We start from the raw sequence: 13288 nt of genomic DNA on the forward strand, positions 1-13288 counted from the left end.
CAAGGCCGGTTTCGAGACGCTGACCGAGGCCGGCTACCAGCCGGAGATCGCGTACTTCGAGTGCCTGCACGAGCTGAAGCTCATCGTCGACCTCATGTACGAGGGCGGCCTGGAGAAGATGCGCTGGTCGATCTCCGAGACCGCCGAGTGGGGCGACTACGTCACCGGCCCGCGGATCATCACGGACGCCACCAAGGCCGAGATGAAGAAGGTCCTCGCCGAGATCCAGGACGGCACCTTCGCGCGTGAGTGGATGGCCGAGTACCACGGCGGTCTGAAGAAGTACAACGAGTACAAGCAGCAGGACTCCGAGCACCTGCTGGAGACCACCGGCAAGCAGCTCCGCAAGCTGATGTCGTGGGTCGACGAGGAGGCGTAAGCCTCCGATGGCGGGGCCGGGGCGGTGAGCTCCGGTCCCGTTGTCCAACCTGGCGGATCACGTCCGGGTGATCCTTCCGCGGAGGCGCAATACGCCCCCCGTCGCGCCACTACACTGGCGCACAACATACGCGTCAGGCCCACAACGTCGTGCGTCTTCCACGCGGCTAGCCCCTCCACCGCCTGCGGCCGTCGGGACGGCCGTCCGCAATGGACTTGTGAGGACTCACGTGAGCTCGAAACCTGTCGTACTCATCGCTGAAGAGCTGTCGCCCGCGACCGTGGACGCGCTTGGTCCGGACTTCGAGATCCGGCACTGCAACGGAGCGGACCGAGCCGAACTGCTCCCGGCCATCGCCGACGTCGACGCGATCCTGATCCGCTCCGCCACCAAGGTGGACGCCGAGGCCATCGCCGCCGCGCACAAGCTGAAGGTCGTCGCACGAGCCGGCGTCGGCCTCGACAACGTCGACGTCTCCGCCGCCACCAAGGCCGGCGTGATGGTCGTCAACGCCCCCACCTCGAACATCGTGACCGCCGCCGAGCTCGCCTGCGGTCTCCTCGTCGCCACCGCCCGCCACATCCCGCAGGCCAACGCCGCGCTGAAGAACGGCGAGTGGAAGCGCAGCAAGTACACGGGTGTCGAGCTGGCCGAGAAGACCCTCGGTGTCGTCGGCCTCGGCCGCATCGGCGCGCTGGTCGCCCAGCGCATGTCCGGCTTCGGCATGAAGGTCGTCGCCTACGACCCCTACATCCAGCCCGCCCGCGCCGCCCAGATGGGCGTCAAGGTGCTGTCCCTGGACGAGCTGCTCGAGGTCTCCGACTTCATCACCGTCCACCTGCCCAAGACCCCCGAGACCGTCGGCCTCATCGGCGACGAGGCGCTGCGCAAGGTCAAGCCGAGCGTGCGCATCGTCAACGCCGCGCGCGGCGGGATCGTCGACGAGGAGGCGCTGTACTCCGCCCTCAAGGAGGGCCGGGTCGCCGGTGCCGGTCTCGACGTGTATGCGAAGGAGCCCTGCACGGACTCCCCGCTGTTCGAGTTCGACCAGGTCGTCGCCACCCCGCACCTCGGTGCCTCCACCGACGAGGCCCAGGAGAAGGCCGGTATCGCCGTCGCCCGCTCGGTGCGGCTCGCCCTCGCCGGTGAGCTCGTGCCGGACGCGGTCAACGTCCAGGGCGGTGTCATCGCCGAGGACGTCAAGCCGGGCCTGCCGCTCGCCGAGCGCCTCGGCCGCATCTTCACCGCGCTCGCCGGCGAGGTCGCGGTCCGCCTCGACGTCGAGGTGTACGGCGAGATCACCCAGCACGACGTGAAGGTGCTGGAGCTGTCTGCTTTGAAGGGCGTCTTCGAGGACGTCGTCGCCGAGACGGTGTCGTACGTCAACGCCCCGCTGTTCGCGCAGGAGCGCGGTGTCGAGGTGCGGCTGACGACCAGCTCGGAGTCGGCCGACCACCGCAACGTCGTCACCGTGCGCGGCACGCTCGGCAGCGGCGAGGAGGTGTCCGTGTCCGGCACGCTCGCCGGTCCCAAGCACCTCCAGAAGATCGTCGCGGTCGGCGAGTACGACGTGGACCTGGCGCTCGCCGACCACATGGTGGTGCTGCGGTACGAGGACCGTCCCGGTGTCGTGGGCACGGTCGGGCGGATCTTCGGTGAGGCGGGGATCAACATCGCCGGTATGCAGGTCTCCCGGGCCGTCGCGGGCGGTGAGGCGCTTGCGGTGCTGACGGTGGACGACACGGTGCCTGCCGGGGTGCTGACCGAGGTTGCCGAGGAGATCGGTGCGACGTCCGCGCGTGCGGTGAACCTGGTCTGACATCTGTCTCACACGCCGGACGGGCTGAGGGAACTCGGCTCGTCCGGCGTTTTGCTGTGCACCGGAATCCGCCGCAGCGTCACCGCCGCAAGTCCCGCCGCCCCCACCAGCAGCACCGCCCCCGCTATCGCCGCCCCCTGCATCCCGCTGGTGAACGCCTCCCGGGCCGCCGCGGCCAGACCCGGGACCCGGTCCGCGAGGGCCAGCGCCCCGCCCAGCGTCTCGCGGGCCGCGTCCGGGGCCGAACTCGGGATGTCGTGGCGGTAGATCGCCGTACCGATCGAGCCGAGGACCGCCATCCCGAGGGCGCCGCCGAACTCCCCGGCGGTCTCCATCAGGGAGGACGCCGAGCCCGCCCGCTCCACCGGGGCGCTGCTCAGGGCGAGGTCCGTGATCTGCGAGATGACCACGACGATCCCGCAGGCCAGGACACCGCAGGCGACCAGGACCAGCCACAGGGAGTCGGTGCCCGTGAAAGCCAGCAGTGCGTAGCCGACCGCGCCGATCAGGAAGCCGGCGGTGACGACGTAGGCCCGGTTGACGCCCTTCTGCACCAGCGCGGTCGCCGTCGGGGCGGCCGCGCCGATCGGCACCGAGGGCAGCAGCGCCCACAGGGCCGCCTCCAGGGCGCTCTTGCCGAGCACCGACTGGAGGTACTGCGTGGTGAAGTACGCGGAGCCCATCATGGCGAACGAGCCGATCAGGTTGAGCACGACGGAGGGCGCGAAGCCGTGGCCGCGGAACAGCGCCGGGTCGATCATCGGTGAGGCCGTGGTGCGCTGGCGGTGCACGAACAGGGTCGCGAAGAGCAGGCCGACGGTGATCGAGACGACGTATCCGACGTGCCAGCCCTCGGACGGGATCTCCTTCAGGCCGTAGACGACGGGCAGGACGGCGGCCATGGACAGCGGGACGCTCCGCCAGTCGAAGCGGCCGGGTGCGGGGTCCCTGGACTCGGGCAGCAGGAGCGGGCCGAGGACCAGCAGCAGGGCCATCACGGGCAGGTTGACCAGGAAGATCGAGCCCCACCAGAAGTACTGGACCAGCACCCCGCTCATCACCGAGCCGAGCGCGATGCCCGCCGTCATCACTCCGGACCACAGGCCGATCGCCTTCGCGCGCTGTCCCGGGTCGGTGAACATCGTGCGGATCAGCGCCATCGTCGAGGGCATCAGGGTCGCGCCGCCGATGCCGAGGACCGCGCGGGCCGCGATCAGCATCTCGGCGCTGTGCGCGTACGCCGCCGCCAGCGAGGCCGCGCTGAAGGCGAACGCGCCGATCAGCAGCAGCTTGCGGCGGCCGATGCGGTCGCCCAGGGAGCCCATGGTCATCAGCAGGCCGGCCAGGACGAACGCGTAGATGTCGAAGATCCACAGTTGCTGGGTGCCGCTCGGCTCCAGGTCGGCGCTGATCGCGGGGACCGCGAAGTAGAGGACGGAGACGTCCATCGAGACCAGGAGCAGCGGCAGCATCAGGACGACGAGTGCGGTCCATTCGCGGCGTCCGGCCAGAGGGCCGGTGGGAGTCGGGTTCGTCATGCCGGTGACTATACGAGCGTCTTAAACGCTTGTCCATGACGCTTGTATAAATCGCTTGTCTAGATAGGGTGGGCGCATGGGACACCGTGAGGATCTGCTCGAAGGCGCGAAGCGCTGTCTGCTGGAGAAGGGGTTCCTGCGGACGACCGCGCGGGACATCGTCAAGGAGTCAGGGACGAACCTGGCGTCCATCGGCTACCACTACGGCTCTAAGGACGCGCTTCTGGTGCAGGCCTACGTCTCGCTCGTCGAGGCGACCGGCGACCGCTTCGACCCCGGCCGGGCAGGGCGGGAGGCCATGGCCACCGCCCCCGGTTCGCTGGAGCGCTTCCAGGAGGTGTGGACCCATATCGTCGAGGCGGTCGGCGAGTCCCGGGCGCTCTGGATGCTGAGCTTCGAACTGATCATCCAGGGCGACCGGATGCCGGAGGTGCGCCGGATGCTCGTCGAGGCGGAGGAGCAGGGCCGCTCGGGTCTCCTCCCGCTGTTCAACGGCGTACCGGAGGAGCAGCAGGGCAAGGACGCCGTCGACACCGAGGGCCGCTTCTACCAGACCCTCCTCCAGGGGCTCATGGTCCAGTGGCTGTTCAACCCGGAGACCGCGACGAACGCCACCCAGCTCACGGAGGGCCTGCGCCGGGTGATCGACGGCACGAGAGGCTGACCGCCGGCCGGGTCTAGAGTCTCGCCCCCTTGAGGGCCATGTGCAGGAGCAGGCGGTGCTCGCCGTCGTCCAGGTCCAGGCCGGTGAGCTGTTCCACTCGGGAGAGACGGTAGTAGAGGGTCTGGCGGTGGATGCCGAGTTCGGCCGCGGTGCGGGCTGCCTGGCCCGCGCAGTCGAGGTAGATCTCGGCGGTGCGGGCGAGTTCGCGGTGGGCGGGGGAGAGGAGGGGGCGTACGGCGGGGTCGTGGGCCGTCTCCGGGGGCAGGGACGTCAGCAGGCGGTACGGGCCGATCCGCGACCACTCCGCGACCGGGCCGAACGCGGGCTCCGCGAGCGCGGCCCGAGCCGCGGCCGACGCCTCCTGCCAGGCGACGGCGAGGTCGCCGAGGGCCACGCGGGGGGAGGCGATGCCGGCGGCGACGGCGAGGGGGGCGATCGCCGCGGCCGGGGTGCCGTGCGTGCCCGGGGTGCCCTGCGTGCCTGCCGTGCCGCGTGTGCCAGAGGTGCCTGCCGTGCCCTGCGTGCCCCGAGTGTCTTGCGTGCCCTGCGTGCCCTGCGTGCCCTGCGTGCCTGCCGTGCCGCGTGTGCCAGAGGTGCCCGCCGTGCCCTGCGTGCCCCAAGTGTCTTGCGCGCCCTGCGTGCCCGCCGTGCCGTGCGTGCCCGTGTCGGCCCCGCCCGCCTCCACCCCCCGCGCCCGCTCCAGCAGTCGGGTCGCCGCCGAGGTCGCCGGGGTGAGGGTGTCCGTCGCGCGCAGGCGGATCAGGGCCGCCAGCCACTGGGCCGTGGGACCCCACGGGACCGTGCAGAGGGCCGTCGCGTGCGGGACCGTACGAGCGGACGGGGCGTCGTCCGGGTCGGCGGACGGCCAGGGCGCGACGCACACCACGGCGTACGGGCCGTCACCCCGGGGGCCCAGTGCGGTGCGCAGGGCGGCCACCGCCATGTCGGCCTGCCAGCCGCGCTCGGCGGTGAGCACGGCCCGCAGCTCCCGGCTGAGGTCGGCCCCGTGCTGCGCCTCGTCCGCGAGCAGCGCCCCGATCCGGGCCGCCACCCGCATGGCCGCCTCCAGCTGCGGGTCGGTCGGGCCGGGATCGGAGTCCAGGAGCCAGACGTAACCGAGGACGACCCCCCGGTGCCGTGCGGGAAGGCAGATCCGGCCGCGGTACACGCCCGCCTCCGGAGTGGGCGGAATCCGGACCGGGGCGGTCGCGCGCGTGATGCCGAAGCCCTCGAACCACGTCCGGACCGCGGTGGTCGACCGGCGGGTCAGGATCGAGCGGGTGCGGACCGGGTCCAGCGCCGACGGATCGAGCTCGTCCTCGCTGTCGTACGCACCGAAGGCGATCAGCTCGAAGTCCCGGTTCTCCAGGGTCGCCGGAACGCCCAGCAGCTCCGAGATCTCGTCGACCAGTTCCTGGTAGTCGCCTCGGGAATCCGTCGTCATCCGGGCATTCTCCCCCACGGAACCCGTCACTTCATACATCTGTCTGAGATCTGCGGCACGGATGCGTGACAGCTGTCGATGGCCGACGATCGGAGGGATCCTTAGGTTTCACGGTGGTTCTATCTGCTGGTTTGTGGAGGTGCCCCGTGCTGGGTCCCGTGATTCTTGCCGCGTCGCGCAGCGACCGGATGCGACGCCTGATCTCGGCGGCCCCGGTGACCAAGCAGGTCGTCGACCGCTTCATCCCGGGTGAGCGCGTCGACGACGTGGTGCCGATCATCGAGGAGCTGACCGGCCGCGGCCTGGAGCTGACGATGGACGTCGTCGGCGAGGACATCACCACCCCCGAGCAGGCGGGCGCGGCCCGGGACGCCTACCTGGCACTGGTCGACCGGCTGCGCGACCTCGGGCTCGGCGAGCGGGTGGAGATGTCCGTCAAGCTGTCCATGTTCGGCCAGGCCCTCGACGGCGGCCATGAGCTGGCGCTCGCCAACGTCCGGCCGGTCGTCGAGGCCGCCGCGGCGATCGGTACGACGGTCACGCTCGACGCCGAGGACCACACCACCCTCGACTCGATGTTCGCCATCCACGAGGAACTGCGGAAGGACTTCCCGCAGACCGGATGTGTCATCCAGGCCTACCTCTTCCGCACCGAGGCCGACGCCCGCCGCCTCGCCGCGGCCGGCAGCCGGGTGCGGCTGGTGAAGGGCGCCTACAAGGAGCCCGCCGAGGTCGCCTACCAGCAGAAGCACGAGATCGACAAGGCGTACGTCCGGGTCCTGCGCATCCTCATGGAGGGCGAGGGCTACCCGATGGTCGGCTCCCACGACCCGCGCCTGATCTCCATCGCCCAGGAACTCGCCCGCCAGACCGGCCGCAAGCTGGACGAGTACGAGTTCCAGATGCTGTACGGGATCAGGAGCGACGAGCACCTGCGGCTCGCCGCCGAAGGCCACCGCATGCGCGTCTACACGGCCTACGGCACGGACTGGTACGGCTACTTCATGCGGCGGCTCGCGGAGAAGCCGGCGAACCTGCGTTTCTTCGTCCGCAGCATGGTCTCGCGAGGCTGAGAAGCCTCGTCACCCACAGCTTGGTCAGCAAGGGCTGATCCCCGAACACCCGCTCAAGTTCAAGGAGTTACGGAACCCATGGACGCTGTGACCCAGGTCCCCACCCCCGTCAACGAGCCGGTGCACGGCTATGCCCCCGGTTCGCCCGAGCGGGCCCGGCTGGAGGCCAAGCTCAGGGAACTGGCCGAGAACCCGGTCGACCTGCCGATGACCATCGGCGGCGAGAAGCGGATGGGCGGCGGTGAGCGCTTCGACGTCGTGCAGCCGCACAACCACAAGGCCCGCCTCGGCACCTACGCCAACGCCACCCAGCAGGACGCCCAGGACGCCATCGACGCGGCCCTCGCCGCCGCCCCCGCCTGGCGCGCGATGTCCTTCGACGACCGCGCCGCGATCATCCTGCGCGCCGCCGAACTCCTCGCCGGCCCCTGGCGCGAGACCCTGGCGGCCTCCACCATGCTCGGCCAGTCCAAGACCGCCCAGCAGGCCGAGATCGACACACCCTGTGAGCTGGTCGACTTCTGGCGCTTCAACGTCAAGTACGCCCGTGACCTGCTCGCCGAGCAGCCCCCGGCCAACGCCCCCGGCGTCTGGAACCGCCTCGACCACCGCCCGCTCGAAGGCTTCGTCTACGCGATCACGCCGTTCAACTTCACGGCGATCGCGGGCAACCTGCCCACCGCGCCCGCACTCATGGGCAACGTGGTGGTCTGGAAGCCGTCCCCCACGCAGACCCACGCCGCCGTGCTGCTGATGCAGCTCCTGGAGGAGGCGGGCCTGCCCAAGGGCGTCATCAACCTGGTCACCGGCGACGGCATCGAGGTCTCCAAGGTCGCCCTGGAGCACCGGGACCTCGCCGGCATCCACTTCACCGGCTCCACCAAGACCTTCCAGCACCTGTGGAAGACGGTCGGCAACAACATCGAGAAGTACCGCACCTATCCGCGCCTGGTCGGCGAGACCGGCGGCAAGGACTTCGTCGTCGCCCACCCGAGCGCCGACCGCGCGATCCTCAAGACGGCCCTCACCCGCGGTGCCTTCGAGTACCAGGGCCAGAAGTGCAGCGCCACCTCCCGGGCCTACATCCCGGCGTCGATCTGGAACAGCGGTTTCCGCGAGGAGTTCGCCGCCGAGGTCGACGGCATCACCATGGGTGACGTCATCGACCTCTCCAACTTCATCGGTGCCGTCATCGACGAGCGGGCCTTCGCCAAGAACAAGGCCGCGATCGACCGGGCCCAGTCGGACCCGACCTGCACGATCGTCGCGGGCGGTTCCTACGACGACTCGGTGGGGTACTTCGTCCGTCCGACCGTCGTGGAGTGCACCGATCCGGAGAACGAGGTCTTCACCACCGAGTACTTCGGCCCCTTCCTCGCCGTGCACGTCTACGAGGACGACCGGTACGAGGAGATGCTGACCCAGATGGAGTCCGCGTCCGACTACGCCCTGACCGGCTCGGTGATCTCGGGAGACCGTGCGGCGGCGGCGTACACGATGGAGAAGCTGCGCTACGCGGCCGGCAACTTCTACATCAACGACAAGTCGACCGGTGCCGTCGTCGGCCAGCAGCCCTTCGGCGGCGGCCGTGCCTCCGGCACCAACGACAAGGCCGGCGCCCCGCAGAACCTCCAGCGCTGGACGCTGACCCGCGCCATCAAGGAGACCCTGGTCCCGCCGACCGAGTACGGCTACCCGCACATGGGCTGACACCTCCCGTCAGTCACCTTGAGGGGCCGGGCTGTTGCCCGGCCCCTTCGTGCGCGCCTTCGGTGAAAGCGCAGGTCAGCGCGGGGTGATCCACTTCACCGTCTCAGATAGTAGGAAGTCCGAGTAATTGTGGAGACAGACAGGCTCTCCTCCCTTAGCTTTGTAGGAGCCGAACGTCTCGCTCGATCAAGCGAATGGCGGTCGTGAGCCGGGCCCGATGCAGGCAACCCCTGCGGCCAGCGCTCCCCGCCCCTTCCGGCGTCTCGTAATCCCCTTCCCAGGTACTTCGAAGGAGTCGATTCCTCATGGCCGAGACGACCGCCCGCCGTCGAGTCCGTCACATCTCCCGTACGAGCGATTCCGACCGCAAGAACGCCGCCGCGGCGCTCCAGCGCGCCCTCGACCGCCGTGACAACGGCGGCTCGACCGGCCACTGACCCTGATCGCCGCAAGATCGCCCCAAGCCGGGAGCCGCACCCGCACGAGGTGTGGCGCGGGCCGTGCTCACGCCCCGCGCCGCACCTCGAAATGGTCGACGCGCTTGCCGTCCTGCGCGAGCGCCGACACCGTCAGGCTCGGCCGTGCCCCGCTGCGCGCCTCCACGGAGAGCAGCGAGAACCCGCGATAGCGCACCCGCGACCACTCCACGGTCTCCTTGTGGGCCTGCCTCGACCTGGTCCAGTGGAAGGTCTCGACCGACTCGTGGTCGTGCACCCGCCCCTCGTAGCTCTCCTTCACGCCCGCGGGGAAGCCGTACAGATCCCGGCCGCCCCCGCCCGCGGTCACGTGAACGATGCCGTCCCGCGTGGGGTCCGTGGCCCCGCCGACCGGCACCTTGCGGCCGACCTCGCCGCCGCGGATCGCGTCGGTCCGCTCGTACACGTGGTTGTGCCCGTTGATCACCAGATCGACCCGGTGCTTCTCGAACAACGGCAGCCACTGCGCCCGTACGCCGCCGTCGGAGGCGTGCGAGGACGTCGAGTACGCGCAGTGGTGGAAGAAGACGACCACGAAGTCGATCCCCTTGGCCGCCCGCAGCTCACCGAGCCGCCGGTCCAGCCACGCCGTCTGCTTCCCGTCCGTGTAACCGAAGTTGGCCTGGATCTCGTACGACACGTCGTTGGCGTCCAGTGCCACGAAGCCGACGTTGCCGTACACGAAGGAGTAGACGCCCGGCGCCGACCGCGCGTCGAAGCCGCTGTCCGGGAGGGTCCAGCGGGCGAGCTGGCCGCCGTAGCCGTCGGGTGAGTACCAGGCCTCCATGTCGTGGTTGCCGGTCGTCACCATCCACGGCACGCTCCGCGCGACCCCCTCGTTCTGCTTGAGGAACAGGTCCCAGAACGCCGGGTCGTAGCCGTCCGAGGTGAGGCCCTGGCCGTTGGCGTCGGCATAGCAGAGGTCGCCGGCGTGGAGGTGGAAGGCGGGCTTCTGGCGCAGCAGCAGGTTGTCGTTGGCGGCCGCGGCCGTGCCCACGCCCTGGTCGCCGAAGGCCGTGAACACGAAACTCTCCGGGCTCGCCGGGGCCGTGCGGAAGCTGCTGATGGTCGCGCGGTGTCCGGCGTCCGCCGGGTCGAAGCCCTCGTGGCCGACGCCGTAGTAGTACGTGGTGCCGGGGCGCAGTCCGTCCAGGGCCGCGTGCAGGTAGTACTGGTCGAGGGCGAGCCGGACGCCGCTCTGCCCCGGGGTGTGCAGGTCGCGCAGCTCGGCCTCGATCTTCCGGCTGAGGTCGTCGGGGCGCAGGCCGATGCGGACGTACGGCTTGCGGACGGCGAGCGGGACCTGCCACGAGACCCGCATCTGTGTCCTCGGGTCGGCGCCGAAGGCGAGGTGGCGGCCGAAGGGGGTGACGGCGGAACCGTGGACCGAGGGGGTGGCTCTGCCGGCGGCGGTCCCTGCGGCGGCCGTCCCTTCCCCGGAGCAGCCCGTCAGCAGACCGCCCGCCACCGCGCCCGCGGTGACCAGCGTGCGGCGCCGGGTCAGCTTCGCCCGCAGGTACTCGTGCTGCTCGGCCATGCTCATCCGACGCGCGAGCTGGGGCGGAATGCCGAAGTCGGGAAGGTCCATGGCTGTGAAGTTCCCAGCGAAGCCCAACGGCCGCCACTCCTAAGGGTGAACGCCAGGAGAAGGGCTGACTCCAGGCCCTCCTGCCGGCCCTCCTCCCGGCCCTCCCGCTCTGTCCGTATCGCGGACAGGCCATGTCATCCCATGGGACGAGGAGTAGGGTTCCCGCATGTCTCGCAGCATCAATCTCGCAGTGATTCCCGGTGACGGCATCGGCCAGGAGGTCGTGGCCGAAGGTCTGAAGGTCCTCTCCGCCGTCCTTCCGCAGGATGTGAAGCTGGAGACCAAGGACTTCGACTTCGGCGCCCAGCGTTACCACGCCACCGGTGAGACCCTCACCGACGCCGACCTCGACGCGCTGAAGAAGCACGACGCGATCCTGCTCGGCGCCATCGGCGACCCGTCGGTCCCCTCCGGTGTGCTGGAGCGCGGCTTCCTGCTCAAGCTCCGCTTCGCCTTCGACCACCACGTGAACCTGCGTCCGTCGAAGCTGCTCCCGGGTGTCGACACGCCCCTCAAGGGCGAGCCGGCCATCGACTTCGTCGTCGTCCGCGAGGGCACCGAGGGCCCCTACACCGGCAACGGCGGCACCATCCGCAAGGGCACCGAGCACGAGGTCGCCACCGAGGTCTCCGTGAACACGGCCTTCGGTGTCGAGCGGGTGGTCCGGGACGCCTTCGCCCGTGCCCAGGCCCGTCCGCGCAAGAAGATCACGCTGGTCCACAAGAACAACGTGCTGACCTTCGCCGGACACCTGTGGACGAACGTCTTCAACAAGGTGGCCAAGGAGTTCCCCGAGGTCACCACCGACTACATCCACGTCGACGCGGCGACCATCTACCTGGTCACCGACCCCGGGCGCTTCGACGTGATCGTCACCGACAACCTCTTCGGCGACATCATCACCGACCTCGCCGCGGCCGTCTCCGGCGGCATCGGCGTCGCCGCCTCCGGGAACATCAACCCGAGCGGCGAGTTCCCGTCCATGTTCGAGCCCGTGCACGGCTCGGCCCCGGACATCGCGGGCCAGGGCAAGGCCGACCCCACCGCCACGGTCCTGTCCGTCGCCCTGCTGCTGCGCCACCTCGGCTTCGAGGCCGAGGCCGCCCGGATCGACGAGGCGGTCTCCGCCGACCTCGCCGAGCGCTCCGGCAAGCCGGCCCGCTCCACGTCGGAGATCGGTGACGCGCTGGCCGTACGAGTAGCCGGCTGACCGGGCGGACCACTCGAAAGATTTCGAAGCCGCCGGGTCACCCGCACCCGGCGGCTTTCGCATGTCCCCCGCCGGGTGCCACCATCATCCCCCGGGTCGCATTTCACGCCGTTTCTTCCCTGGCTCCCCGCTTGCGATAATCGAACGAGGAGCCGCGGAATGAGGGAATGCTCGGACGTCCTAGCACTGGTCACTGACAGTACAAGGGCGTGAGCGCGGCCCGTCACTACCCAACCGGTGAAGGACAACCACTCATGACGACGCCCACGATCGAGCTCAAGCCCTCGGCCTCGCCACTTTCCGACGCGGAGCGCGAGGCGATCCTGGCCAACCCCGGGTTCGGCCGCCACTTCACCGACCACATGGTGACGATCAAGTGGACCGAGGGCCGTGGCTGGCACGACGCTCAGCTCGTCCCGTACGCGCCGATCTCCCTCGACCCGGCCACCATGGTCCTGCACTACGCGCAGGAGATCTTCGAGGGTCTCAAGGCGTACCGCCAGCCCGACGGGACCGTCGCCACGTTCCGGCCCGAGAAGAACGCCGAGCGCTTCCAGCGGTCCGCGCACCGGCTCGGCATGCCGGAGCTGCCGGTCGAGACCTTCATCGAGGCCTGTGACGTGCTGGTCCAGCAGGACGAGGCCTGGGTCCCGGCGCACGGCGGCGAGGAGTCCCTCTACCTGCGCCCCTTCATGATCGCCACCGAGGTCGGCCTGGGCGTCAAGCCGGCCAACGAGTACCTCTTCCTGGTCATCGCCTCGCCGGCCGGCGCCTACTTCCCCGGTGGCGTCAAGCCGGTCTCCATCTGGCTCTCCGAGGACCGCGTCCGCGCCGTCCCGGGCGGCATGGGCGACGCCAAGACCGGCGGCAACTACGCCGCGTCCCTCCTCGCCCAGGCCGAGGCCGCCGCCAAGGGCTGCGACCAGGTCTGCTACCTGGACGCGGTCGAGCACACCTGGGTCGAGGAGCTCGGCGGCATGAACCTGTACTTCGTGTACGGGGACCGGATCGTCACCCCCACCCTCACCGGTTCGATCCTGGAGGGCGTCACCCGCGACTCCCTGCTGGCCGTCGCCCGCGACCTCGGCTACAGCTCCGAGGAGAGCCGGGTCTCCGTCGACCAGTGGCAGCGCGACTCCGAGAACGGCACCCTGACCGAGGTCTTCGCCTGCGGTACGGCGGCGGTGATCACCCCCGTCGGCACGGTCAAGCGCGCGGGCGCCGAGTGGCAGCAGTCCGGCGGCGAGCCCGGCGAGGTCACCCTGCGGCTCCGCCGGGCCCTGCTGGACATCCAGCGCGGCACGGCCGAGGACAAGCACGGCTGGATGCACAAGCTGGGCTGAGCCCCCGCGCTCCCACCCTCGCCGGCCCCGGCCTCCGTCACGAC

General features: G+C 70.1%; 10 protein-coding genes and 1 pseudogene. 8 read left to right on the forward strand and 3 right to left on the reverse strand.

The window, feature by feature from the left end:
* Both H295_RS0127995 and serA read left to right on the forward strand, forming a co-directional pair.
* Positions 1 to 379 (forward strand): annotated as a pseudogene (locus H295_RS0127995) (ketol-acid reductoisomerase); the annotation flags it as partial.
* Positions 380 to 608: 229 nt separating this feature from the next.
* Positions 609 to 2198 carry a phosphoglycerate dehydrogenase gene (serA, locus tag H295_RS0128000; RefSeq protein WP_020138677.1) on the forward strand — a complete coding sequence of 530 codons (1590 nt, stop codon included), beginning with the start codon at positions 609 to 611 and terminating at the stop codon, positions 2196 to 2198.
* 8 nt (positions 2199 to 2206) lie between these two features.
* Here serA and H295_RS0128005 read toward each other — a convergent pair whose 3' ends face one another.
* Positions 2207 to 3736, reverse strand: coding sequence for an MFS transporter (locus H295_RS0128005; protein WP_020138678.1), 1530 nt, complete (start codon positions 3734 to 3736; stop codon positions 2207 to 2209).
* 76 nt (positions 3737 to 3812) lie between these two features.
* Here H295_RS0128005 and H295_RS0128010 point away from each other — a divergent pair, with 76 nt between their 5' ends.
* Complete coding sequence (locus H295_RS0128010; protein ID WP_020138679.1) at positions 3813 to 4400, forward strand: TetR/AcrR family transcriptional regulator; 588 nt, start codon at positions 3813 to 3815, stop codon at positions 4398 to 4400.
* A gap of 13 nt (positions 4401 to 4413) precedes the next feature.
* On the opposite strand, the gene H295_RS0128015 is transcribed toward H295_RS0128010, so the two are convergent.
* Entirely contained in the window at positions 4414 to 5844 is a 1431-nt protein-coding gene (locus H295_RS0128015) for a PucR family transcriptional regulator (RefSeq protein WP_020138680.1), read from the reverse strand.
* Between the two features lie 146 nt (positions 5845 to 5990).
* Here H295_RS0128015 and H295_RS0128020 point away from each other — a divergent pair, with 146 nt between their 5' ends.
* The 3 genes from H295_RS0128020 to H295_RS48425 all read left to right on the forward strand — a co-directional run bounded on the left by H295_RS0128020 (position 5991) and on the right by H295_RS48425 (position 9064).
* Complete coding sequence (locus H295_RS0128020) at positions 5991 to 6917, forward strand: proline dehydrogenase family protein (protein WP_020138681.1); 927 nt, start codon at positions 5991 to 5993, stop codon at positions 6915 to 6917.
* 78 nt (positions 6918 to 6995) lie between these two features.
* Positions 6996 to 8627, forward strand: coding sequence for an L-glutamate gamma-semialdehyde dehydrogenase (gene pruA / locus H295_RS0128025; protein WP_020138682.1), 1632 nt, complete (start codon positions 6996 to 6998; stop codon positions 8625 to 8627).
* A 305-nt stretch (positions 8628 to 8932) separates the two neighbouring features.
* Positions 8933 to 9064 (forward strand): hypothetical protein, encoded by a 132-nt coding sequence (locus H295_RS48425; RefSeq protein WP_020138683.1) that lies wholly within the window; start codon positions 8933 to 8935, stop codon positions 9062 to 9064.
* A 67-nt stretch (positions 9065 to 9131) separates the two neighbouring features.
* Here H295_RS48425 and H295_RS0128035 read toward each other — a convergent pair whose 3' ends face one another.
* A complete protein-coding gene (locus tag H295_RS0128035) occupies positions 9132 to 10691 on the reverse strand; it encodes a purple acid phosphatase family protein (protein ID WP_020138684.1) in 1560 nt (519 codons plus the stop codon).
* Positions 10692 to 10857: 166 nt separating this feature from the next.
* Here H295_RS0128035 and H295_RS0128040 point away from each other — a divergent pair, with 166 nt between their 5' ends.
* Complete coding sequence (locus H295_RS0128040; protein ID WP_020138685.1) at positions 10858 to 11901, forward strand: 3-isopropylmalate dehydrogenase; 1044 nt, start codon at positions 10858 to 10860, stop codon at positions 11899 to 11901.
* Positions 11902 to 12155: 254 nt separating this feature from the next.
* Entirely contained in the window at positions 12156 to 13244 is a 1089-nt protein-coding gene (locus tag H295_RS0128045) for a branched-chain amino acid aminotransferase (protein WP_020138686.1), read from the forward strand.
* The last annotated feature ends 44 nt before the right edge of the window (positions 13245 to 13288 follow it).

The sequence above is a fragment of the Streptomyces sp. 351MFTsu5.1 genome (genome assembly GCF_000383655.1).
In the GTDB taxonomy this organism is placed as follows: Bacteria; Actinomycetota; Actinomycetes; order Streptomycetales; family Streptomycetaceae; genus Streptomyces; species Streptomyces griseorubiginosus.